General features: G+C 63.7%; 20 protein-coding genes and 1 pseudogene. 7 read left to right on the top strand and 14 right to left on the bottom strand.

Annotation, left to right across the window (positions count from 1 at the left end):
• Window positions 1–144: 144 nt before the first annotated feature.
• The 5 genes from pobA to mdlC all read right to left on the bottom strand — a co-directional run bounded on the left by pobA (window position 145) and on the right by mdlC (window position 6,657).
• Window positions 145–1,335, bottom strand: coding sequence for a 4-hydroxybenzoate 3-monooxygenase (gene pobA / locus J2W23_RS10895; protein ID WP_307648720.1), 1,191 nt, complete (start codon window positions 1,333–1,335; stop codon window positions 145–147).
• An 11-nt stretch (window positions 1,336–1,346) separates the two neighbouring features.
• Complete coding sequence (locus J2W23_RS10890; RefSeq protein WP_307648719.1) at window positions 1,347–2,324, bottom strand: Bug family tripartite tricarboxylate transporter substrate binding protein; 978 nt, start codon at window positions 2,322–2,324, stop codon at window positions 1,347–1,349.
• Window positions 2,325–2,419: 95 nt separating this feature from the next.
• On the bottom strand, window positions 2,420–3,397 hold the full coding sequence (locus J2W23_RS10885; protein WP_373423923.1) for a Bug family tripartite tricarboxylate transporter substrate binding protein: 978 nt from the start codon (window positions 3,395–3,397) through the stop codon (window positions 2,420–2,422).
• A gap of 112 nt (window positions 3,398–3,509) precedes the next feature.
• Window positions 3,510–4,958 carry an aldehyde dehydrogenase gene (locus tag J2W23_RS10880; protein WP_307648717.1) on the bottom strand — a complete coding sequence of 483 codons (1,449 nt, stop codon included), beginning with the start codon at window positions 4,956–4,958 and terminating at the stop codon, window positions 3,510–3,512.
• Window positions 4,959–5,025: 67 nt separating this feature from the next.
• Entirely contained in the window at window positions 5,026–6,657 is a 1,632-nt protein-coding gene (mdlC, locus tag J2W23_RS10875; RefSeq protein WP_307648876.1) for a benzoylformate decarboxylase, read from the bottom strand.
• 117 nt (window positions 6,658–6,774) lie between these two features.
• Between mdlC and J2W23_RS10870 the strand changes: the two genes are divergently transcribed.
• Window positions 6,775–7,677 carry a LysR family transcriptional regulator gene (locus J2W23_RS10870; protein ID WP_307648875.1) on the top strand — a complete coding sequence of 301 codons (903 nt, stop codon included), beginning with the start codon at window positions 6,775–6,777 and terminating at the stop codon, window positions 7,675–7,677.
• Between the two features lie 22 nt (window positions 7,678–7,699).
• On the opposite strand, the gene J2W23_RS10865 is transcribed toward J2W23_RS10870, so the two are convergent.
• From J2W23_RS10865 to iaaH, 5 genes are read right to left on the bottom strand one after another with little or no spacing between them, the layout of a single operon-like run.
• Window positions 7,700–8,386, bottom strand: a complete 687-nt coding sequence (locus J2W23_RS10865) for an ATP-binding cassette domain-containing protein (RefSeq protein ID WP_307648716.1) — start codon at window positions 8,384–8,386, stop codon at window positions 7,700–7,702.
• On the bottom strand, window positions 8,383–10,119 hold the full coding sequence (locus J2W23_RS10860) for a branched-chain amino acid ABC transporter ATP-binding protein/permease (protein ID WP_307648715.1): 1,737 nt from the start codon (window positions 10,117–10,119) through the stop codon (window positions 8,383–8,385). The genes J2W23_RS10865 and J2W23_RS10860 overlap by 4 nt, the downstream gene beginning before the upstream one ends.
• On the bottom strand, window positions 10,097–10,954 hold the full coding sequence (locus J2W23_RS10855; RefSeq protein ID WP_176659626.1) for a branched-chain amino acid ABC transporter permease: 858 nt from the start codon (window positions 10,952–10,954) through the stop codon (window positions 10,097–10,099). Before J2W23_RS10855 ends, J2W23_RS10860 begins: the two co-directional genes overlap by 23 nt.
• 2 nt (window positions 10,955–10,956) lie before the next feature.
• On the bottom strand, window positions 10,957–12,108 hold the full coding sequence (locus tag J2W23_RS10850; RefSeq protein WP_307648714.1) for a substrate-binding domain-containing protein: 1,152 nt from the start codon (window positions 12,106–12,108) through the stop codon (window positions 10,957–10,959).
• Window positions 12,109–12,127: 19 nt separating this feature from the next.
• A complete protein-coding gene (gene iaaH / locus J2W23_RS10845; protein ID WP_307648713.1) occupies window positions 12,128–13,534 on the bottom strand; it encodes an indoleacetamide hydrolase in 1,407 nt (468 codons plus the stop codon).
• 175 nt (window positions 13,535–13,709) lie between these two features.
• Here iaaH and J2W23_RS10840 point away from each other — a divergent pair, with 175 nt between their 5' ends.
• Window positions 13,710–14,606 carry a helix-turn-helix transcriptional regulator gene (locus tag J2W23_RS10840; RefSeq protein ID WP_307648712.1) on the top strand — a complete coding sequence of 299 codons (897 nt, stop codon included), beginning with the start codon at window positions 13,710–13,712 and terminating at the stop codon, window positions 14,604–14,606.
• Between the two features lie 74 nt (window positions 14,607–14,680).
• On the opposite strand, the pseudogene J2W23_RS10835 reads toward J2W23_RS10840, so the two are convergent.
• A pseudogene (locus J2W23_RS10835) lies at window positions 14,681–14,935 on the bottom strand (helix-turn-helix domain-containing protein); the annotation flags it as partial.
• A gap of 212 nt (window positions 14,936–15,147) precedes the next feature.
• Between J2W23_RS10835 and J2W23_RS10830 the strand changes: the two are divergent.
• The 4 genes from J2W23_RS10830 to J2W23_RS10815 all read left to right on the top strand — a co-directional run bounded on the left by J2W23_RS10830 (window position 15,148) and on the right by J2W23_RS10815 (window position 19,866).
• On the top strand, window positions 15,148–16,641 hold the full coding sequence (locus J2W23_RS10830; protein ID WP_307648711.1) for an NCS1 family nucleobase:cation symporter-1: 1,494 nt from the start codon (window positions 15,148–15,150) through the stop codon (window positions 16,639–16,641).
• A gap of 30 nt (window positions 16,642–16,671) precedes the next feature.
• Window positions 16,672–17,409, top strand: coding sequence for an aspartate/glutamate racemase family protein (locus tag J2W23_RS10825; protein ID WP_307648710.1), 738 nt, complete (start codon window positions 16,672–16,674; stop codon window positions 17,407–17,409).
• 49 nt (window positions 17,410–17,458) lie between these two features.
• On the top strand, window positions 17,459–18,214 hold the full coding sequence (locus J2W23_RS10820; RefSeq protein WP_307648709.1) for a GntR family transcriptional regulator: 756 nt from the start codon (window positions 17,459–17,461) through the stop codon (window positions 18,212–18,214).
• Window positions 18,215–18,369: 155 nt separating this feature from the next.
• Window positions 18,370–19,866, top strand: a complete 1,497-nt coding sequence (locus tag J2W23_RS10815) for a nucleobase:cation symporter-2 family protein (protein ID WP_307648708.1) — start codon at window positions 18,370–18,372, stop codon at window positions 19,864–19,866.
• A 7-nt stretch (window positions 19,867–19,873) separates the two neighbouring features.
• Here J2W23_RS10815 and J2W23_RS10810 read toward each other — a convergent pair whose 3' ends face one another.
• Window positions 19,874–20,731: an aldo/keto reductase gene (locus J2W23_RS10810; RefSeq protein WP_307648707.1), complete on the bottom strand. Its 858-nt coding sequence runs from the start codon at window positions 20,729–20,731 to the stop codon at window positions 19,874–19,876.
• Between the two features lie 131 nt (window positions 20,732–20,862).
• On the opposite strand from J2W23_RS10810, the gene J2W23_RS10805 reads away from it, so the two are divergent.
• Complete coding sequence (locus J2W23_RS10805; RefSeq protein WP_307648706.1) at window positions 20,863–21,282, top strand: hypothetical protein; 420 nt, start codon at window positions 20,863–20,865, stop codon at window positions 21,280–21,282.
• Window positions 21,283–21,511: 229 nt separating this feature from the next.
• Here J2W23_RS10805 and J2W23_RS10800 read toward each other — a convergent pair whose 3' ends face one another.
• Together J2W23_RS10800 and J2W23_RS10795 are read right to left on the bottom strand one after the other, a co-directional pair.
• Window positions 21,512–22,960: a right-handed parallel beta-helix repeat-containing protein gene (locus tag J2W23_RS10800; RefSeq protein ID WP_307648705.1), complete on the bottom strand. Its 1,449-nt coding sequence runs from the start codon at window positions 22,958–22,960 to the stop codon at window positions 21,512–21,514.
• Window positions 22,961–23,349: 389 nt separating this feature from the next.
• On the bottom strand, window positions 23,350–23,832 hold the full coding sequence (locus J2W23_RS10795; RefSeq protein ID WP_307648704.1) for a hypothetical protein: 483 nt from the start codon (window positions 23,830–23,832) through the stop codon (window positions 23,350–23,352).

Below are 23,832 nucleotides of genomic sequence, written 5' to 3'. Positions count from 1 at the left end.
GGCGCCCCCGTGAGCCGGCGGCATTTGCCGAAGGGAAGTGATGGTTCATGTCTTGTCTCCATGTCGGGCGTTCGGCATTGCCTCGCGCCCAGGGGTGGGTCGACTCTTTCTGCTTCCGCCTCTTGGCGAGCGGTCGTGCACGGGTCAATGGGCGAGTTCGTCGAACGGCAGCCCGACGTAGTTCTCCGCCAAGGCGGTCGAAGCAGCACGCGAGCCGGTGACGTAGTCGAGTTCCGCGATCTGCACCTTGTGCTGGAATTCGTCGGCACCCGGAAAGCGATGCAGCATCGAGGTCATCCACCAGGAGAAGCGCTGCGCCTTCCAGATGCGCCGCAGCGCGATGTCGCTGTAGCGTTCGAGCAGGTCTTCGCGGCCCGACTTGTAGAACTCCCCGAACGCACGAGCGAGAACGCGCACGTCGGCGACCGCCAGATTCAGGCCTTTCGCACCGGTCGGAGGCACCACGTGCGCCGCATCCCCTGCCAGGAACAGTCGGCCGTACTGCATCGGCTCGGTCACGAAGCTGCGCATCCCGACCACGGTCTTGCTGAAGATCTCGCCTTCGATGGGCGCCCAGCCGTCGCGGGTGGCCAGGCGGGTGCGCAGTTCGCTCCAGATGCGGTCGTCCGACCAGTTCTCGATCTTGTCGGTCGGCTCGCATTGAAGGTACATGCGCTGCACTTCGGGCGACCGGGTGCTCACCAGCGCGAAGCCGCGGTCGCTCAGCGCGTAGATCAGTTCTTCGGACGACGGCGGCGCCTTGCAGAGGATGCCCAGCCAGCCGAACGGATAGAGCCGCTCGAAGCCCTTCAACACGCCTTGTGGAATCGAGGGCCGGCTGACGCCCTGCGTGCCGTCGCAGCCGGCGATGAAATCGGCCTCGATGGTCTGCAGTTCGCTGCCGGGTTGCCGGAAGCGAACGCTCGGCGACGCGGAGTCCAGCCCATGCAGGCTCACATCCGACACTTCGAACCGGATGTCGCCGCCCGATGCCAGGCGCGCCGCCACGAGGTCCTTGATGACCTCATGCTGCGCGTAGACCATCACCGCCTTGCCGCCGGTCAGCGCCGGAAAATCGATGCGGCGGTCGATGCCGTCGAAGCGCAGGATGGTTCCTTCATGCCGGAAGCCCTCGCGCTCCATGCGGGCGCCCACACCGATCTCTTTCATGAGGTCGACGGTACCCTGTTCCAGCACGCCGGCGCGGATCGTGGCCTCGATGGCCTCGCGGCTGCGCGTCTCCAGAATGATCGACTCGATGCCCTGGTGGTGAAGGATGTGGGAGAGCATCAGTCCCGCGGGGCCGGCTCCGATGATCGCGACTTGCGTTTTCATGGCAGTTGTTTTCAGTCGAGCTTGATGTTGTTCTTGCGGACCAGAGCGCCCCAGCGGTCGCGCTCCGTGCGGACGTAGGCGGTCATTTGCTGGGGCGTTCCGGGCAACGCCTCCAGGGACAGCGTCTGGAAGCGGGCCTTGACGGGCACGGAGTCAAGCGCAGCCTGCAGTGATTTGCTCAGTGCCGCGACAGTGGCCGGCGGCGTTCCGCTGGGCACGACCAGTCCCTGCCATGCCGAGGCTTCGAACCCGGGCAGGCCCTGCTCGGCCAGCGTAGGAACCTCAGGGAAGTTCTTCAGCCGCTCCGCGCTGGCGACACCAAGTGCACGCAGCTTGCCTGCAGTCACGTACTGTTGAACCGAAGCCGAATCCATGAGTGCGAACGGCACCTGACCTCCTACCAGGTCGATCACTGCCGGCGCGCCGCCGCGGTAGGCGACGTGGGTCATCGGCAGGCCGGTGCGATCTTTCAGCAGTTCCGCTGCCAGATGCTGCGGACTGCCGATGCCGGCAGACGCATAGTTCACGCCACCGGGACTGCCCTTGACCCATGCCACAAACTCCTTGAAGTTCTTCGCGGGATTGCTGGGGTGCACGACAAGCATTAGCGGGAATCGCGCCAGCAGGCCGACCGGCGTGAAGTCCTTTTCCGCGTCGTAGGGGAGCTTTGCGAACAAGGAGGGATTTGCAGCCAGGGTGGCAAAGTCGGCGGTGAACACGACATTGCCGTAGTCCTTGGACTTCGCCACATAGTCGGCGGCGATGTTGGTGGCCGCGCCGGGCTTGTTGTTTACGATGATGGTGCGGTTGAGGGTCTTGCTCATGGCCTCGGCCACAGTGCGCGCCACGGTGTCCGAGCCACCGCCGGCAGCATAGGCAACCACCCATTCGACCGGCTTGGCCTCCTGGGCAACGGCCAGGACGGGTGCTGCGGCCAGCAGGGCAAGCCCTTGGGTCAGAACGCGACGCTTGATGTTCGAAAAGTTCATGAATGTCTCCGGGGTGGACGATTGAGGTGAGGGAAACCGAGTCGCCTTCCAACGATGAATTTGGAGGGAGGAGGTACAGCGACGGAACGAGGCGATCAGTCGCCGACGATCTTTCTCTCCCGAATGACCTTGCCGAATCGCTTGCCGTCCTCCAGCGCCTTGTCATGGAACTGCGCCGGAGTCATGGGCGCCACTTCACCGCCGAGCGCTGCGATTCGCTCACGCGGGCCAGGCAACGTGAGCGCCTTGTTGATCTCACGATTCAAGCGGGCAATGATTTCCGCGGGCGTGCCGGCCGGTGCGTAGAAGCCGAACACCGTGTCGGCATCGAATCCTTTGAGTCCCACCTCGTCCAGGGTCGGCACATCAGGAAACAAGGGTGATCGCTTGGGACTGCCAACGGCAAGAACCCTGACCTTGCCCGCCCTGATGTGCGGGATGGCCACGCCTGGATCGAACAGAAAGTCCAGTTGGCCCGCCAGCAGATCCGTCAGCGCAGGTGCAGCGCCCCGATAGGGGACGTGCGTCGCAAAGACGCCCGCCTGTGACTTCATCATCTCGGCAGCCAGATGAGGCGAGCTGCCATTGCCTGGGGAGCCGAATGACAGCTTGCCCGGGTTCGCCTTGAGATGCGCCAGGAAGTCCTTGGCGTCCTTCGCAGGAAACGATGGCTGCGTCACGAGGAAGACAAGCACACGCGCTGCCGCAGCCACCGGGACCAGGTCCTTGGCCGGATCGAACGACATCTTCGGATAAATGTGGGGGTTGACCGAGACCATGCCGCCCGAGCTCATGAGCAGCGTGTAGCCATCGGGCGCGGCCTTCGCCACCGCCTCGCCACCTATGTTGCCGCCGGCACCGCTCTTGTTCTCGATGACCACCGGCTGGCCTAGCGCGTCCTGCAGCGGCTGCGTCAGAGACCTTGCGATCTGGTCGGCCGCACCTCCCGGGGGGAAGTTGACGATGACCTTGACGGGCTTTGCCGGCCAGGCTTGGGCAAAGGCGGCACCGGGCAAGGCGAAGGCCAGGGCCACAGAGACGACCAGGCCGGCGCACCGGGCAGCTGAAGTCATCGCGAACAACCGAAATTGAATGAAGCTCACTTTTGTCTCCTGTGAATTTTGGGCGCAGTACTCCACGCCCGGCCGCAAGGCGGCCGGGGCGATGCCAACTGGCGGGGGGCAGCTAGAAGGGGTAGTGGCGCGGCGTGGTCTGCACCGTCAGCCAACGCAGTTCGGTGAAGGCCTCCACACCGGCCTTGCCGCCGAAACGCCCGATACCGCTGCCCTTGACGCCGCCGAACGGCATCTGTGCTTCGTCGTGGACGGTGGGACCGTTCACATGGCAGATGCCCGACTCGATGCGCCCCGCGACCTGGATGGCTCGCGCCACGTCGCGGCCGAACACCGCGGCTGCAAGGCCGTATTCGTTGTCGTTGGCGCAGGCCACGGCGGCTTCGACGCCGCTGACTCGCACGATGCCTTTCACAGGACCGAAGGCCTCCTCCCTGAAGATGCGCATCTCCGAGGTGACGTGATCGAGCAGCGTCGCGGGCATCAGCGTGTCCTTCGCCTTGCCGCCGATGACGAGCTTGGCGCCCTTGGACAGCGCGTCGTCGATCAGTTCGTTGCAGCGATTGACGGTGCCCATGTCGACCACCGAACCGAGCACCACCGGCCCATGTCGCGGATCGCCCAGCGGAAGGCTCGCGGCCCGCGCGCTGAGTTTGGCGACAAATTCATCGGCGATGCGCTCGTCGACGACGATGCGTTCGGTCGACATGCAGATCTGTCCGGAGTTTGCAAATGCGCCGAACACCGCTGCATTGACGGCAGCATCGACGTCGGCATCGTCCAGGATGACCAGCGGGGCCTTGCCGCCGAGTTCGAGCACCACGGGCTTGAGGTACTTGGCGCAGGTGGCCGCGATGAGCTTGCCGACGTGGGTCGAGCCCGTGAAATTGACGCGTCGAACCGCGGGGTGCGCCACCATCGCTTCGACGATGGCAGCAGCGTCCGCAGGCGCGTTGGTCACGAAGTTCACCACGCCCTTGGGGAGACCGGCCTCCTGCAGCGCCTCGATGATCAACCCGTGCGTGGCGGGACAGATTTCGCTGCCCTTGAGAACGACCGTGTTGCCGCAGGCCAGCGGCGTCGCGATGGCACGCACGGCCAGGATCACCGGCGCGTTCCAGGGGGCGATGCCAAGAACGACGCCCGCAGGCTGCCGCACGGCCATGGCCAGATTGCCCGGCACATCCGAGGGGATGACCTCGCCGCTGATCTGGGTGGTGAGCGACGCGGCCTCCAGCAGCATGCCGGCGGCCAGGTGGACATTGAAACCTGCCCAGATGGCCGATGCGCCGGTCTCGGCGGCAACGGCCGCCGCGAAGGCCTCCGCCTTGGCTTCCAGCGCATGCGCAGCCTTCATGAGCAGCGCCCGGCGTTCGCCGGGCCCGGTGGTGGACCAGGTCTTGAAGGCTTCCGCCGCGGCATCCACGGCGGCAATGGCGTCTTGCGTCGTGGCCGCGGGTGCGGTCGTCGCGACGCTGCCGTCCAGAGGATTGCGCCGCTCAAAGGTTGCGCCGTTGCGAGCGTCCGTGCGCTCGCCATTGATCAACATCGAAATCTTCATCGGCTTGTCTCCGTAGGTTGGTTTGAAAGAATGCGTCGCGCGCTGGAACGGCAATGACTGGCGGGGGTCAGGCGACCCGGACCTCCACGACGCCGGGCGCGTCACTGGACAGGGCCTCGTCGAGGGCCTTGCGCAGCTCGGCCGGGTCGGTCACGCGCACTGCGGTGCATCCCATCCCTTTGGCCAGCGACTGGAAGTCGAGGTCGGGCAGTTCAGTGCCCTGCACGACATCGGTGGGCGAAAAGCCGAACACCGGCGCGAAATCCTGGAGTGCGGCGTACCGGCGGTTGTTCAGGATCACGAAGGTGATCGGCAGCTTGTTCTGCGCCGCGCTCCACAGCGCCTGGATGGAGTACATGCTGGAGCCGTCACCGATCAGGCAGATGACCCGGCTTCCCGGCTTGCCCAGTGCAACACCCACGGACGCGGGCATGCCGTAGCCGAGCCCGCCGCTGTCCATCGTGTAGAAGGTTTCGCTGCGTGTGAACGGCAAGTGGGCCTGCATCACGGGCCTTGCGCTCGGCGCCTCTTCGACCACGATGTGTTCCGGCTTCTTTGCTTCGGCGAGCGTCTGGAGCACGTACGCCACCGACATCAGCGGCGTCGGCTCCGCGCGCGGCGCGGCCTTTCTTGCGGGGGGAAGCGGGCGGGTCTTCTTCGGCGGCAGGGCCAGCAGGTCGAGCACGCTCAAACGGATGCTGCCGACCGCCGAGATGCCGACGGGCGCCCAGGCCGCCGTGTCGGGATCCTCGGTCAGCTGGCACAGGGCGGCACCGGCGGGCACGTGAGGGCCCGCGCCTTCGACGTGGTACGCGAAGGCCGGCGCGCCGATGGCGAGGACGAGATCGTGACCCTCCAGCAGTTCGACGATGCGCTCGCGCATGGCCGGAAGGAAGCCGGCGAACAGGCGATGGTCTTCCGGAAAGCTGCACCGTCCGGACATCGGAGCGACCCACACGCGGGCGTTGTGGGCCTCCGCCAATGCAACGACTTCGTTCCACGCGTCGTCTCGGTCGGTTGCGGCGCCCACCACGAACGCCGGGCGCTCGCTTGCTTCCAGCGAGGCCGAAATCCGGGCGATGAGCTCCGGCTCCGGGCGGGTTCGAGTGCTCACGGTCCGTGTCGGAACCAACTCGGTGTATTGGTCCCAGTCGTCCACAGGCACCGACACCAGCACCGGACCGCGAGGCGGCATCATGGCCAGGTAGTAGGCCCGGGCAATCGCCAGCGGCACGTCTTGGGCACGTGCAGGCTCGATGCTCCATTTGACGTAGGGCTTCGGCAGTTCGGTGGCCTGGGCCGACGACAGGAACGGGTCGAAGGGAAGGATCGAACGCGCCTGCTGCCCGGCGGTGATCACCATGGGCGTGCGGTTCTTGAAGGCGGTGAAGATGTTGCCCATGGCGTTGCCCACGCCGGCAGCCGAATGGAGGTTCACGAACGAAGCGTTCCGGGTCGCTTGCGCATAGCCGTCCGCCATGCCGACCACGCAGGCCTCCTGCAGGCCGAGGACGTAGCGGAAATCACTCGGGAAGTCGCGGAACATGGGCAGTTCGGTCGACCCTGGATTCGCGAACACGGAGGTCATTCCGAAGCGGCGCATCAAGTCGAACACGGCCTCGCGAACGGTGATGGTGCGGGCGGCGATGGCAGCTTGTGCGGGCGTCGCGGCAGCGGCGTGCGGTACGGGTCCGGTCATTGCGTGTTGTTCCTGCTGTGCACCGCGAATTCGCAATGCTGTCTCGATGGCAGAAGTGTGAAATCACGGCCCCATCTTGAAAATTGCCTTTTAGAGAAAAAGTCATTACCTTTCAGCATGACTTTCGATCTGCAGCAGCTCGTCGCCTTCAATGCCATCGTTTCTTCGGGAAGCCTCGGGCGAGCAGCCGAGGCGCTCAACATCACCCAACCCGCGCTGAGCCGCACGATCCGCAGGCTGGAAGAACAGGCCGGGGCACCGCTGTTCGAGCGCCACTCGAAGGGAATGCAGCTCACCGACGTGGGCCGCGCGCTGCAGCCGCATGCACTGCTGCTGCAACGCGAATCGGAGCACGCGAGCGAGAACATCCAGGCCATGCTCGGGCTGGCGAAGGGCACGATCCGCGTCGGTGCGGTCGGCAGCATCGCCTGTCTCGTCCTTCCTTCGGCCATTGGCCAGACCTGCAGGAAGTGGCCGAACCTTCAGGTTCAGATCATCGAAGGCGTCTGGGACCGACTCGCGGACGCGCTCGTCTCGCACGAGATCGACCTGGCGCTCGGCGTCGACACCGAAGACACCGCCGAGATCGTCGCCGTCAAGGACTGCCGATGGGAAGACACCAGCTACGTTGTGGCTGGCCGTCACCACCCTCTGCGCAAGAAGCCGAAGCTGAAGCTTTCAGACACCCTCGCCGAGCGCTGGGCGATCCTTCCAAAGGGAACCGCACCGTTCGAGCACATGAAGAGCGTCTTTGCGCGGCACAACCTTGCGCTGCCCAACGTGGTCGTCGAGACGCGCTCGGTCATGGCGCTCAAGAGCCTGATCGGCCACTCGGGCTTTCTCGGGTGGATGCCGGCACCGATGTACGACGCCGAGCGAAAGGCCGGGCTTATCGATGTCCTCGACATTCCCGGCGCAAGCGACAAGCGAGTCCTGACGGCCTTTCGCCGGCGGGCCGGCATGCTGCCGGGCCCCTCGGTCAAGCTGCTCGAGGAGCTTCGCGCGCTGACGGCAACGTGAAGCACGCATCGAGCGAAGATGCTCAGACGACCATGTGCTGCTCGATGCGCTCGCGGCCCAGGGCAGCGAAGTTGCCTTGCAAGACAACCTCGCCGTGGTCCAGGACCAGGACCGAGTCGGCAAAGGCTGCCACGAACTCCAGGTTCTGCTCGACGATGATGAATGAATCGCCGCCGGCCTTCCTGCGATTGACCATCGCGGCCATTCGGTCGATGTTTTCCGGCTGGACGCCTTCGGTCGGCTCGTCGAGCATCGCGAGCTTTGCCTTCAGCCCCATGGTCCTGGCGAAGGACAGCAACTTGCGCTCGCCGCCGCTGAGCGACCCCGCCCGTTGGCCCAGCCGGCGTTGCAGCAGCGGAAAGTGCCCGAAGGCCTCCGCATAGCGTTCGGCGTTCCGGTCATCCAGGTGCAGCCACAGGTTGTCCGCCACCGTCAGTTCGCCGAAGACGACGTTCTCCTGGGGCGCGAAGGCGATTCCCAGGCCGAGCCGGGCGTGAAGCGGCCTGTCGCCGAGCGCCTGGCCGTTCCAGTCGATGCCACCGCGCGTGAGCGGCAACTGGCCGGCCAGCGCCTTCAGGAGCGTGCTCTTTCCGACGCCGTTTCTTCCCACGATGGCGAGTGCATGGCCGGTCTGGACTTCGCCAGAGACCCCCCGGACCACGACGGTGTCGCCGTAGCCGCATACCAACTCATTGAAGACCAGTGTCATTTGCGACCTCCCGCATACACCGCACGCACCACCGCGCTGGCCTGGATGTCCGCGAGCGAACCCTTGTCGAGAAGTCGCCCCTGGTGCAGCACATACACATCGCCGCCCATGGCATCCACCGCCGTGATGTCATGCTCGATCAGCAGCGCGGCCGCGCCGATCTGGTTCACCAGGGTCTTGATGGCGTCGATCATCTGATGCGTCTCGCTGGGTGACAGGCCCGCGCAGGGCTCGTCCAGCAGCACCAGCTTCGGCTCGGGAAGCAGCGTCATCGCCAGTTCCAGCGCTTGCCGATGCCCTTGCGCCAGCGTGCCGGCCGGAGCGTCGAGCTGCGACGCGAGGGCGGGAAACTCTTTCAGGATGTCGGCGAGAAGCCGGGTGTGCCATCCCAGCGTGGCCAGCCTCAGCGTGTCGATGGCAGAGGCTCGTCCGGCCCAGACAGCCAGCCCCAGGTTCTCTCGCACCGTGAGGTCGGAAAACACCGATGGCACCTGCATCTTGCGTCCGATGCCCTTGCGCGCCACGCGCCACGCGGACAAGCCGCCGATGTCGTGGCCGTTGAGCTCGACGCCACCGCCGAGCAGAGGAAGCCGACCCGTGATGACGTTGAACGAAGAGGTTTTCCCCGCGCCGTTGGGGCCGATGACGCAGCGGATGCCGGGCCCGTCGAGGGCCAGTGAAAGCCCATCGAGAATCGTCACGCCGGACTGGGCCGTCTTCACCTCATGGAGGGTCAAGGAAACGGGCGCCGCGGACATGGCCGCCTGATGCGCCGCCGGGGCCGGCGAATCCTTGCCGTGGCGCGGGTCGGCCCGACGCTTGAGCAGGCCCGCAACCCCGTTCGGCAGGAACAGCACCACGACGATGAAGAGGGCCGCCACCGCGACTTCCCAGTAGAGAAACTGCTCGCGAAGCTCGGCGGACGCATAGCCCACCACGGTGGCACCGAGCAAAGGCCCGAGCGCGCTGCCCTTTCCCCCCACCGCAGCCCAGATGACGAACTCGGTCGAGAGGATGAAGCTCATCGCCTGCGGGGTCACGATGCCCTGGTGCGCGGAGAACAGCACACCCGCCGCCGCCGCGAGCAAGGCGGAGAACGCATAGGCGTTCGCCTTGACCCGGTCCGTGGCGTACCCGAGCAGTTGGAGCCGTTCCTCGTTCTGCGCCACCGCCTCCCAGATCACCCCGATGGGTCGGGACGCCAGCATCGCAAGCACGAGGGTCGAGACGACTGCGACTGCCGCCACGAGCCAGTACAGGGTCTCGTACCGGGACGTGCCGGGAATGTCGGGAATGTTCGCCATGCCGTTGAAGCCGCCGGTGAGACCGCTCCACTGCTGCGCCGCAAGGAAGCCCAGCATGGTCAGCGCCAGGGTGATGAGCGAGAAGTAGGGCCCGCTGCGCGAGCTCCTGGCGAAGACCAGGCGCGCGATGACGTAGGCGAGCAACGCCGGCGCCGCCACGGCAAAGGGCAGCGCCAGGTACAAGGCAGGGTTAGACTCCGCGCCCTTGAGCATCCCCCCGAAGAGGTAGGCACCCAGACCGAAGAAGAGCGCGTGCCCCAGAGGCAGGAAACCAAGGCGTCCCCAACAGAGGGCGACGCCCTGCGCGGCAATCCCATAGATCAGGAACAGGGCAATCTGGTACGCCACGAATTCGCTGGACGCGAACGGCAGCGCAACCAGGACCGCGGCCAGAAAGGCCGCCGATTTAGCGTCGCGAGAAAAGGCCATTGGGCTTGAGCCACAGAAAGAGGATTGAGAGCATCAGCACGACCGCATAACCGCTGGTCTGCCCTGCCACGCTGCTGGTGATTGCCTGCGAGCCGCCGATGATTCCGACACCGCCGAACATGCCGCCCAGGGTGCCGAGGCCGCCCACGACCAGCACGAAGAAAGCGTCCAGGAGGTAGTCGACGCCGATGCCCGGTTCGATGCGGATCAACGGCGCCAGGAGCACCCCCGACAGTCCGGCGAACACGACGCCGATGACGAACGCCTGCGAAGCGAGGCGCCTGGTGTTGATGCCCAGCGCCTGCGCGAGAACAGGGTTTGCCGTCATCGCACGCACTCGAAGCCCGGCCGCGCTTCGCCGATACCAGAGGTAGAGCCCCGCCATCACCACGATCGCCAGAACGATCAGCGCCAGGCGATAGGCAGGGTACTGCGAACCGAAAACCGTCATCGGGTCGGTCAACGTCGATTCGACGTTTCGGTACTCTCTACCGAAGACCGCTTCGACGAGTTTTCGCATGAGCATGGCGAGTGCCCAGGTCGCAAGCAGCGTATCGAAAGGCCGCGAATAGAGCGGCCGTATGAGCCAGCGCTCCACCACGTACCCGAGCACGCCGCACACCACCACCGCCAGAGGCGCCGCGGCCACCAGCGGCAGCCCCAGCTTCTGCACCGTCACCACCGAATAGGCCCCGAGCATCACGAATTCCCCGTGCGCCATGTTCATGACGCCGAGCAGGCCGAAGACGATGGCCAGGCCCAGCGTCGTGAGCGCGAGCGTGGCCAACTCGTAGGCCAGATTCAGGCCGTGCAGCGCGATGTTGCCGTCGAGCATGGTCAGACCTTGCAAGTCTGGCCGGCACTGACTTTCGGGAAGGTCTTCACCACGCGGAAGCCCTTGTCCGTGACGTCGGCCACGTAGATGTCCTGCTCCACATGGCGCGCCTTGACGGTCACCGTGCCTCTGGGACCGTTGTAGGTCGTTCCTTCGGAGGCGGCATCGAGCTTCGCCGGATCGAGGCTGCCGGCTTTCTTGGCAAGTGCTTCGAGCATCAGGAAGCCTTCGTAGGTCGATTCTGCAAGGCCGTTCAATGCCGGCGCATTGGCGCCATTCGCCTTGGCATAGTCCGCAGCGAACGCCTTCGCCGCGGGCGTGTCGATGTTGGCGAAGTAGCCGGAGCTCGAATAGAGGTTGCGCGCATTGGCGAAGCCGATGCCCGCGAGGGTGTTCTCCTCGATCAGCGTGCCCAGGCGAATCGCCTTGTCCGAAAGACCGAAGCTCGCGAACGACTTGTTGAAGGTCACCGAAGCGCCGCCCACCAGCGACACCAGCACGGCATCGGCACCACTGTCGCGAATGCGCGCGAGGCTCGCATCGAAGTTGTCCACGGTGAAGGGAAGGTACTCGTCCCCGACCACCTTGGCGCCGGTCTTCTCGATGTAGGCCCGGGCGGTGGCATTGGTGTTCCGGCCCCAGATGTAGTCGTTGCCGATCATGTACCACTTGGTCGGCTTGCGTTCGGCTGCCAGCCATGGGATCACAGGCTCGAGCTGTTGCTGCGGCGTCTCGCCCTTGACGTACGTGCCCTTCGCGCACTCCCCGCCTTCATAGACGGGCGTGTACAGGTACGGTACCTGGCCCTTGAACAAACCCACGAGCGCTCCGCGCACCGCGCTGTCGTGCATGCCGATGACGGCACCCGCCTTTTGCCCCTTCCAGAGCTTCAGCGCAGCCTGGCCTGCTTCCGCGGGCGCGAGGCCCGCATCTCCGTACAGGAGCTCGATCTTGCGGCCCAGCAGGCCGCCACGGGCGTTCAGTGCTGTCGCGGCCATCTCGGCGCACGCCTTGCACGACGGGCCGAACAAGCCCCCGGGCCCGCTTTGGGGAATCATCACGGCCACCTTGAGCGGGTCGGCCGCGAAGGCTGCGGGCAGTGCGGAAGCTGCCCCTGCGGCCAGCGTTGCTTGCAGGAAATGACGACGATCCATGGAATGCTCCTTCGGGGTTTCAGTTGGGTATTTCGAGTTGAGGGGCGGGCGGAAGCGCCGACTGGACAGCCTCGGCGATCGCCAGCAGACGGCGGTCGGAACCGATGGGCCCATCGAGTGCGAGACCCACCGGCAGGTTGTTCGCAAGGCCCAGCGGGATGGTCACGCCGGGCAACGATGCGTTGCTTCCGGGGTCTGTGTTGCGAATGAATGTCCCGAAGGTGGGCAGCCGGATGCCGTTCAGCTCGACGGTTTCGTCTTCACCGATGAGGGCCGCGGCGCGCGGGGTCGTCGGGAAGACCAGCGCTTCGATCCGATGCGATTCGAATGTCTGCGCGTAGAGGGCCTGCATCTTCTCTCTTGCCTGAAGCGCACTGTTGTAGACGTCTTCGGGAATGCCTCCGCCGGTCAGGAGCGTACCGACGGCACCGCGTACGTCCGGACTGCCGACGGCTGCGATCATCTCCTCGAGCGTGACGCCGCGCCCGCGCACCGCGAGATATTCCCGCATGTCACGCACGAACTCGAAGAGCACCACCGGGAAGCTGACACTGGCGTTGAGCTCGCTCAGCGCGGGCATGTCGACATTTATCAGCTCGACGCCGGCTTGCCGCAGCGCCTCGAGGGCGGACTCGGCCACCTGTTCGATTCCAGGCTCCAAGTCATTCCAGAACGGAAGCCGGGGGACGCCAAGGCGCAGCCCCTTGAGCGTTATCTTGATCTGGCTGTCCTTCGCGCCCGTCATCACCTCATCGAGAAGGGCGCAGTCCGCAATGGTGTAAGCCAGCGGCCCTGCGGTGTCACGAGTGAGCGAAATCGGTGCGATGCCTTGTGCCGACACGCGCCCGACCGTCGGCCGGAAACCACTGACCCCGCAGAGGGCCGCCGGAATGCGGACCGAGCCGCCCGTGTCCGTTCCGATGGAGGCGGGGACGATGCGGGCACCGACCACGGCGCCCGAGCCTCCGCTGCTGCCGCCGGGAATCCTGGCGCGGTCCCAGGGATTTCTGACGGCGCCGGTGACCGCGTTGTTGGTCGTGATGCCGAACGCCAGCTCGTGCATACCCACTTTGCCCGCAATCACGGCCCCGGCCGCCCGCAGGCGGGCGACCAACTGCGCATCCGCTTGGGGCTGCTTCCCGCTCAATGAGGCCGTGCCGGCCCCACAGGGCATGCCGGCTGCTTCGATGTTGTCCTTCAAGGCGATTGGAATGCCAAGCAAGGGAAGACGCTCGCCAGCCGCAAGACGGCTGTCCGCATCGCGCGCTTCCTTCCGCAGAGCCTCGGGGTCGAAGCAAACCCATACGTTGAGGTCGCCATGAGCTTGAGACCGCGCGATGCAGGCCTCGGCCAGATCAAGGCTTGAAACGGTTGCTCCATCGAGGAGCTTACGAATGGCAGAGAGAGGAAGATCGATCGCGTGCATGGCTCGTTCGGCGTTTGTGACGATTCAATGTACGCAGCGGGGCTTTGCCGGGGACCTATAGAAATCGTTAGGGGTCTCGCTTTCCGGTCGAAACGTAGGGTCAGACCGGACTGGTGAAAGCCACTGCACTGCCTAGCATTGACGCCCCGCGCATGAAGCTTGCTTGGAATCGACCATGCACCTCTCCACCATTCAGACCAGAGCCTTGTCGGATCTCATGCGCCTGGTCGCGAACGCGACCGACGGTAGCGAGCTGCGGGAGCGCATGGCACTTCCATTGCTCGACCTCCTTCGTGCGGACACCTATGTGTCGATGGTGTGGGACGGCGAAAGGCAGCGTTTTGGTCGAACGACCGCGCTCAACATGTCGGAGGAGAGCCTGCGGTCCTGGGACGACTACTTCCGCTTCGTGGACCCGCTGACCTACCCCATGATGCAACGTCGCAAGCCGACCTTGGCAACGCAGGTGCTTTGCCAGACAGACCTGTCACGCACAGAGTTCTTCAATGACTTCCTTCGTCGCGACCGCATGTATTGGGGAGTGAATGTCTATTTCTACGACCGGGAGCGGTGTGTCGGGGACGTTCGCATTTGGCGCAATCGGGAGCGGGGAAATTTCGATGCCGGCGAAATCGAGATCCTGAATCTCGTCGAGCCGGCAATCACCGCCGCGCTTTCACGGCTGGGCTGGAAGGAATCCGCACCCGCCATCGAGGAAGGCGAATCCGCGGAGGCAACGCTGCAGCGTGAAGGACGCCTGAGCAAGCGCGAATCCGAAGTGGCGTGGCTTGTGAGTTGCGGCTGTCCCGACAAGGAGATCCAGAGTCGGCTCGGCCTGGAGTATCCGACGGTCCGCTTCCATCTGGGCAACGCCTTCAAGAAGCTGCGCGTTGCCAACAGAGCCGCGCTCGTGGGCCGAGTCCGGGCGCTGCTGGCGCACCAGGAGCACGGAGATACCGCAACGGCCATTGCGATGCCTGGCGCGTCGACTGAAGAGGCCGCAACTCCTTCCGCGTTTGCGACGCAAGTGCTTAGGCAGCGCAACGCGCCACAACAGATTCGGCCCAACTGATTCCTGCGTGTTGGACTCCGCCGATCTCTGACCCGATGGGGTTCAGTCCATGGCCTTGTGAGCCTGAAGGCTGTGTGGATCTGCCGCAGATTGCGCCGCCGTTTCCGCGATTGGGTGGCCTCGATCGCGAGCCAGGTCGAGAGCTTGTCGGCATAGGGATCGAGCTTGCTTGAGCTCGCCCGTTTGGCGTAGCGCGGCTCTTCGTCGCCGGCTCGCAGGTACTTCTTGACGGTGTTGCGAGACAGGGCCGTACGCCTGGCTATCTCGCGGATGGGCATCTGCTCGCGCAGGGCCCAACGTCCGATGACACTCAATGCCGCCACGTCCATCGCTCCCAGGGTCCCCTGTCTTAAAAATCGTCGACCTGGCGACGCACTTTGTTGAGCATCAGCAACCGCATCAGGGAATCTACGGATATATGATTCCCCGAATGGTCTTGATTGCGTGCATTTTTTGTATACAAATAACGCACTCGAAATATGGCGCGATATTTGCGTCAAAAACGGCTTCATCTTCCCAACACTTGCACGAGGAAAAGACCATGAGCACAGTCGTGAGCCAAGCCCCCGCCGGGGTCAGCGAAGCGGGCATTGCGCCGCACGCGGAATCGAACGCCCTCATCAAGCCCGGCTACGACCCGCGCCTGACCAACGAGGACCTCGCGCCGCTCAAGAAGCAGACCTGGGGGCAATACAACATCTTCGCGTTCTGGATGTCCGACGTGCACAGCGTGGGCGGCTACATCACGGCCGGCAGCCTGTTCGCGCTCGGCCTCTCGAGTTGGCAAGTGCTGGTGTCGCTGCTGGTGGGCATCGTGATCGTGCAGTTCTTCTGCAACCTCGTGGCCAAGCCCAGCCAGGTGACCGGCGTGCCCTACCCGGTGGTGTGCCGCGCGCCGTTCGGCGTGCTGGGCGCCAACATCCCGGCCATCATCCGTGGGCTGATCGCGGTGGCCTGGTATGGCGTGCAGACGTATCTCGCGTCGGCCGCCTTCATGGTGCTGGCGCTGCACATGGCGCCCGGCCTCGCGCCGTACGCCGATGTCGCGCAGTACGGCTTCGTCGGCCTCTCGGCGCTCGGCTGGGTCGCGTTCATGGTCATGTGGGTGCTGCAGGCCTTCGTGTTCTGGCACGGCATGGAAGCGATTCGCAAGTTCATCGACTGGGCCGGCCCGGCGGTGTACGTGGTGATGGCGGTGCTGTGCGGCTGGCTGGTGTGGAAGGCGGGCTGGACCAACATCGACCTGAACCTGGGCGGCATCAAGTTCCAGGGCTGGGACGCGCTGCCGGTGATGCTCTCGGCCATTGCGCTGGTGGTGAGCTACTTCAGCGGCCCCATGCTCAACTTCGGCGACTTCTCGCGCTACGGCAAGAGCTTCGACGCGGTGAAGAAGGGCAACTTCTGGGGCCTGCCGGTCAACTTCGTTTTCTTCTCGCTGCTGACGGTGATCACCACCGCCGCCACGCTGCCCGTGTTCGGCGAACTCATCACCGATCCGGTGCACACCGTGGGCAAGATCGACAGCACCACCGCCGTCGTGCTGGGCGCGCTGACCTTCATGATCGCCACCATCGGCATCAACATCGTCGCCAACTTCGTCTCGCCGGCCTTCGACTTCTCGAACGTGGCGCCGCAGCACATCAGCTGGCGCACGGGCGGCATGATCGCCGCGGTGGGCTCGGTGTTCCTCACGCCGTGGAACCTCTACAACAGCCCCGAGGTCATTCACTACACGCTCGATGTGCTGGGCTCGTTCATCGGCCCGCTGTTCGGCATCTTGATTGCCGACTACTACATCGTGCGCAAGCAGCAGATCGACGTGGACGCGCTCTACACCATGAGCAAGCAGGGCAAGTACTGGTACAGCAACGGCTACAACCCGAAGGCGATCCAGGCGCTGGTGCCCTCGGCCATCGTGCCCATCCTGTGCGTGATGGTGCCGGCGCTGCGCGGTGGCGCGAACTATGCATGGTTCATCGGCATGGGCCTGGGCTTCGTGCTCTACGTGCTCCTGAACCGCAACACCAAGACTTGAAACACTGAAAGAGAAAGAAAGGGCCGCGCCGTGCGCATCAAGATCATCAATCCCAACACCACCTGGAGCATGACCGAGAAGATCGGCGCCTGCGCCCGCGCGGTGGCGCACGCCGGCACGGAAATCGTCGCGGTCAGCCCGGCCATGGGGCCGGTCTCCATCGAGAGCCACTACGACGAGGCGCTGGCCGTGCCCGGCCTGCTGCAGGAAATCGCGGCGGGCGAGCGCGAGGGCATCGACGGCTACGTGATCGCCTGCTTCGGCGACCCGGGCCTGAAGGCCGCACGCGAACTGGCGCGCGGTCCGGTGGTCGGCATCGCCGAAGCGGCGATGCACCTGGCCAGCATGATCGGCAGCCGCTTCAGCGTGGTCACCACGCTGGGCCGCACGATGGGCCAGGCCTGGCACCTGGCCGAGATCTACGGCATGGAGCGCTTCTGCGCCAACGTGCGCGCCTGCGAGCTGCCTGTGCTCGAGCTCGAAGAGCCGGGCTCGCGTGCGCGCGAACGCATCGTCGACGAATGCCGTCGCGCGCTCGAAGAAGACGGCTCCGACTGCATCGTCCTCGGCTGCGCCGGCATGACCGACCTGTGCGAGCACATCGGCGACCTGCTCGGCGTTCCGGTGATCGATGGCGTGGCCGCAGGCACCAAGCTCATCGAATCGCTCGTCACGCTGAAGCTCAAGACCAGCAAGCGCGGCGAACTCGCACGGCCGCTGCCCAAGACCATGACCGGGGCGCTCGAAGGCTTCACGCTGCGCGGGTGATACCGGCCGGCGCGGGCGGGGCCATCGAACGCTGAGCCACAATCTCCGCATGCCCCGCGCCAGCTCCAAACCCCCTGCTCTCCCCGAAACGATCCCCGCCCCCGCCGAGAACGGCGCGGCTGCCGACAAGGGCAGCTCCATCGAGAGCATCGCCCAGGACATCGCCACCGCCATCGTCGAGAAGCGCCTGCCGCCCGGCACATGGCTGCGCGAAGAGGCGCTGGGCCGGGTCTATTCGGTGAGCCGCACCAAGGTGCGCGCGGCGCTCTTGATGCTCTCGAAGGACAAGCTCATCGAGATGATTCCCGACAAGGGTGCTTTCGTCTCGCAGCCCACGGTGCAGGAAGCGCGCGAGGTGTTCGCGGTGCGCCGCATCCTGGAGAGCGAGGTGGTGCGCCTCTTCATCGCGAATGCGCGGCCGCGCGACTACCAGGTGCTGGAGCAGCACATCAAGTTCGAGCGCACGGCGCTGCGCCAGAGCCCCGCGATGGGCACGGTGCGCGAGAAGGTACTGGGAGACTTTCACGTGGCGCTGGCCGAGGCGACGGGCAACCACACGCTGACGGAACTGGTGCGCGAGCTGGTGGCGCGCAGCTCGCTGATCGCGATGCTGTATCACTCGTCGAACGATCCGCACTGCTCGTCGGATGAGCACTCGGACTTCCTTCGCATCTGCCGCAAAGGCGACGTGGAAGGCGCCGTGATCTGCATGACCGAACACCTCGAACGCATCGAGGCGAGCCTTGAACTGGGCACCGACAAACCTGACCGGCAGCTCGATCTGGTCAAGGCCCTGCTCGCCTAGAAACAGCCCGACACCATTGCGCGCGGCGATGCGGGTTTTCCTGCATCCGTATTGCCGCATAAATTGTATACAGTTTCGCGTACACACTTTGTGGACGCCGCGAAACGACGCGCCGTCCGCGCCTTCTCTCCCCTTGCTGCGCCAGGAGATACACGATGACGGCCGAGACTTCCTCTTCTGTTTCCACAGTCCATCCGGTGGACCAGCGCCTGCCCTCGGGCAAGCTCGCGGCCCTCGGCCTGCAGCATGTGCTGGTGATGTACGCAGGCGCCGTCGCGGTGCCGCTCATCGTGGGCCGCGCGCTCAAGCTCTCGCCCGATGAAGTCGCGCTGCTGATTTCCGCCGACCTCTTTTGCTGCGGCATCGCCACGCTGATCCAGGCGCTGGGCGCCACGCAGTTCTTCGGCATCAAGCTGCCGGTGATGATGGGCGTGACCTTCGCATCGGTCGCGCCGATGGTGGCCATTGCCAATGCCAACCCCGGGCAGAACGGCGCGCAGTTGCTCTTCGGCGCCATCATCGGCGCGGGCGTGGTGTCGATCCTCATCGCGCCGCTCGTGAGCCGCATGCTGCGGTTCTTTCCGCCAGTGGTCACGGGCACGATCATCGCGGTCATCGGCATCAGCCTGATGCGCGTTGGCATCAACTGGATCTTCGGCAACCCCGTGGGTCCGACAGCGCCCGCGCTGGTCGACCCGGTGTATGCCAAGTGGCTTGCCGAAGTCACCTCGCCGGGCAGCTCGATTCCGGCGGTGCCCAAGGGCTTCGCGATCATGCCCACGGTGCCCAACCCCAAGTACGCGGACCTCTCGGGCTTCGGCGTGGCGGCGCTGGTGCTCGTGTCGATCCTGCTCATCGTCAAGTACGCCAAAGGCTTCGTCGCCAACATCTCGGTGCTGCTGGGCATCGTGATCGGCGCGGTCGTCGCCTCGATCACCGGGCTCATGACCTACGAGAAAGTCGGCAAGGCCGCATGGGTCGACATCGTGCTGCCCTTTCACTTCGGCATGCCGCAGTTCGACCCGATCCTGATCCTCACGATGACGCTGATCATGATCGTGGTGATGATCGAATCCACCGGCATGTTCCTCGCGCTCGGCGAGATGACCGACCGCAAGATCACGCAGAAGGACCTGGCCAAGGGCCTGCGCACCGACGGCCTGGGCACGCTGATCGGCGGCATCTTCAACACCTTTCCGTATACCAGCTTCTCGCAGAACGTGGGCCTCGTGGCCGTCACCGGCATCAAGAGCCGCTACGTGTGCGTGGCAGGCGGCGTGATCCTCATCGTGCTGGGCCTGCTGCCGAAGATGGCGGCGCTGGTGGAGTCATTGCCCACCGTGGTGCTTGGCGGCGCGGGCCTCGTGATGTTCGGCATGGTCGCGGCCACCGGCATCCGCATTCTCTCGGGCGTGGACTTCAAGACGAACCGCCACAACGCGATGATCGTCGCGGTGTCGATCGGCGTCGGCATGATTCCGCTGATCGCGCCGAACTTCAAGCAGTGGATGCCGCATGCGATCCATTCGCTGATCGAGTCGGGCATCCTGCTGGCGTCGATTGCGGCGGTGCTGTTGAACCTGTTCCTCAACGGTGCAAAGCACGACGAGCAGGCCGTGATCGCGGCGGCCAAGCAGGCCGAGGCGCACTGAAAGGAAATCAGATCATCGCCAGCGGCGTCTTGCGCCGCGGCGGCGGATGCAGGCGGTCCAGCTCGGCGAGGGTCGCCGCATCGAGCTTCAGTTCGGCGGCTGCAAGGTTTTCTTTCAGATGCGCGCTGCGCACTGCCTTCGGAATCGCGACGACACCGGGGCGCGCGATCACCGCGGCCAATGCCAACTGCGCGGCGGTCACGCCGAGGCGCTGCGCCAGTTCTCCAAGCGCGTCGTCGCCGGCCAATGCGCCCTGGTCGATGGGGCTGTAGGCCATCAGCGGCATGCCGCGTTCGCGCAGCCAGGGCAGCAAGTTGAACTCCGGGCCACGCTCGCCGAGCGACAGATACACCTGGTTGGCCGCACAGCCCGGGCCACTGCCGATGACGCCCTCCAGCTCTTCCATGTCGTCGGTGTCGAAGTTGCTCACGCCCCAGTGCGCGATGCGCCCATCGGCCACGAGCCCATGCATTGCCTCGACCGTCTCGCTCAACGGATGGCTGCCGCGCCAATGCAGCAGGTAGAGGTCGATGGCGTCGAGCCCCATTCGCTTCAGGCTGCGCTCGCAGGCCTCGCGCGTGCCGCGGCGGCTCGCGTTGTGCGGATAGACCTTGCTCACGATGAAGAGGTCATCGCGCCGCACGTCGCCCGCACGCAGCGCCTCGCCGACGGCCTGGCCGAGCACCGTCTCGGCGCCGCCTTCGCCGTACATCTCGGCGGTGTCGATGAGCCGGTAGCCCAGCACGATGGCTTCGCGCACCGCGGCGACCTCGGCCGCGCGGCGCCCGGCCACCTCGCCCATGCGCCAGGTGCCGAGGCCGAGAACCGGCATCTCGCCGCCGGTGGGGAGTGGGAGTGTTCGCATGCGGGCAATGGTACGAGGGCGGTGCGAGTGAGCGGCATGCATGTCCGCGGCCCGGGTGGGGTGACTTTCGACACTGGCGGGCCGGCCACCGGCCTTCTAGAGTCGCCGCGAAAACCTTCACGCCACGCCGAATGAATCACGCCGCGCCGGAACCTGCAGTCACCACCGCCTTCGATGTGGTCGAACTCTTCGTGGGCGACGACGACGGCATGCTGTGGCTCACGCTCGGCTTTGCTTCGCTCGGTGAGCCGCTGGACGTGCTGCACATCGTCTGCGGAAAAACGCCCACCGGCATCCTCGAAGAAGACGCGCTGTACCTGGAGCGCACGAGCCAGGACCTGGCCTGCAGCGGGGAAGTGCTGGCGCTCGCGGTGCGGGGCAACTGCCTCGCGCTCACCCTCACGCCTGAAGGCGCCGGCGCGCTCGAGTTGCCCGAACACACGCGCTTCACGTTCAAGGCGCAGCCGGCGCTCTTTTCTGAGGCGGTCGGGTTGCTCGCGCAGATGGCGGCGGTCGGGCACGCCTGCATCGCGACGAACGGCGGCCTGTGAGTAGCAAGCAGCCGCGGAGTGATACAAGTAGCTGACTGACGCCGCGCGGCCACTTCCCCCGCGTCTTTCATCGCCGCACGGGCAATAGGTTCACGGACCTTCAGATCCAACTGCGCGTGTCCAGGGCGTGGGGGCGTAGACGCATCGTTGTTCGGCTCTTGGCGATGCAAAACAAAAGCGCGCTCGCCATTCGCTGAAGCGCAGATTGCAATCTGCCCCTCTGTTTTTGCTACCTCGGTACGGCGTAACCAAGGGGACCATCCACGACTTGGCCCTCGCATCCAGGATCCCAGCTGGCGAAGTGGTCGCTCCCAACCCTGCACCGGTAAAAAGCCTGAGCCCCCGGGTGGCCAGGTTCGAACGAGTAGCCCAATATGGAATGGAGCACCTGACCTTCGCAGTTTGCATCCAGGCTGGGGAAATCGTTCTGGGCGACGGTCGATTGCACGCATCGGTAGATCGGCGTCCTTCGTGCACCTGGTCGCGGCGAAAGGCTCAAAGCCATTCTTGCTTCCTGCACCGTATTCGGCATGGCCCACGAGCTTTCGAAGTGGAAGGCTCCATTCAATCTGAAGAGCTCATAGCCATTGAGCCCTTCATGCGAAAGCGTAATCGGGGCATCGCCCACATTGTTGCTTCCCAAGTTCAAGGAAGTGAAATTGGAAAGAGAGGTAACACCAAATACCTTGTTTCCCGAAATCTGCAATGTTCCATCCACAGGAGAATTGGGGTTCAAGAAAAAACCCACTCCCAGGTGATTGAAAATATAATTATTTGACAGTTGAATATTGGACAGTGTCATGCCATCGGCGCTGTTGGCGGTTCCAAATTCAACGGCCCAAATCTGAGATGTGGAGCAGTTGAAGCAGCGCCCATCTCCAAATGTATTATTCGCGACCGTAAGATTGCTGGCGCGAGCCAGGTACAGCTGACCGCCATTGTAGAGTCCGCCATTCCCATCGGACCACAAGCCGTGATGATGATTGCGATTGAATACGTTATTGGCAATTACATTGTCTGTTGGAGATGTGCCTCCCGCTCCTTCGATTGCAAGTCCATTGGCGCGTGCTCCGGCGAAAACAGAGTTTCGCACTTGCAGCCGATAACTTTGCCGATACACCGCATGACCTACGTAAAGACCTATTACCCCGGCATTGGAAATTGATGAATTCAGAAAATTAAGTCCATTCACGCCCCAAGCATTGACGGAATTTCCTTTTCCATCGTTTATATGAACGCCATTCAGAGTGATATCTGTTGAATCAACGATCTCAATCGTTGGGGCGCAACCATCAAAAGGACCGCAAGGCGGGACATTGCCGTTTTCGTCGATCGTGAGATTGGAAATCTGAATGTTGGAGGCACCCGACACCTGGATCGCTGGGCAAGCCTTTTGCTGCGCAAGCCGTGTCAGGCGATGGCCGTTTCCATCCAGGATCTTGTTCTGAAAATTATTGAAGTCCAGAAGCGGAGAATTTGCTCCAGAGCAGCAGCTGTTTCCGGGACCTTGGCCGCAGACCACATCATTCGTTAATTGAAATGTGTCGTAGGTGCTTTTGTACTGCATGCAAGACATCAGGGTTGCCACATCATTGATGTGGCATGTTGCGGCGTTTGCTGCGCACGAACAAGCGAACAAGACCACAGACATTAATTTAATCAGGGTGATATTTTTCATATTATTTTGGAATTAGAAAATCGTACCCACAAAGCACTGCTACTTCGAGCATTGGCGCTCAAAAAAATCAGATCGAATTGTGGTAGACCGAACCGCACGGTCGCAGCTTATCTGCAATGAATTAAAACTCTCGATCTTCAATTCAATTCAATCATTGCGTGTTGCTCTGAGCAGGACAGCGCCTATGCAGCGGTTCGTCTACAACCAGCGGGCGAGCATCGAATTTTAATCCGGCCCTCCACTTCTTAACAATAAGACCCTCCCCAATCTCGGGAATTTCCTATTCCCCGCAGCTGACTAAATATTGCGCGCCGGAAGAATTTGCGCAAAACACAAGACTCACCCCAATGTCAGCGCAGCGGCGCGCACTTGCTGCCACAGCCGCAACATCAGCAATCTTCCGACAGGCGCTTTTTCAATTTTTCCACAAGTTCATCCAATGCAAGATCAGCCTTGCGGGAGAAGGAGAATTCACCCATGACCAGCGGCCTATTCACGATACCACTAACGCTTTCCGCGATCTTCTTAGTTGACTCTTCTGGAAAAAGAGAATCCCAAAGCACTTTAATAAATTCCTGATGCAAAGAGGGTGGAATTTCGCAGAGCAGCAGTTTCTCTGTAATCACCTCACTCGCGACGTTCGAGTGATACAAAAAATATCCAAGCGCCCTACCCACCTCCGTTTTTGTTGAGTCAGTCAATCTCTCAAAACTCGGAAGAATCAAAGAATCAATAACCAATCGAGTCTTATCTTTACTTGAGTAGTCGATCAAATCAAACACATCCTGGTTTGATCCTTTTGCTGTAGCGAGCGCCAAAGGCCCAAGTAGGCTTGATATATAGTTTGGGTTGGCCTTGATTTTATAAATCAT

The sequence above is a fragment of the Variovorax boronicumulans genome (genome assembly GCF_030812215.1).
Taxonomy (GTDB): domain Bacteria; phylum Pseudomonadota; class Gammaproteobacteria; order Burkholderiales; family Burkholderiaceae_C; genus Variovorax; species Variovorax boronicumulans_C.
This window is presented reverse-complemented; position numbering and strand designations above follow the sequence as displayed.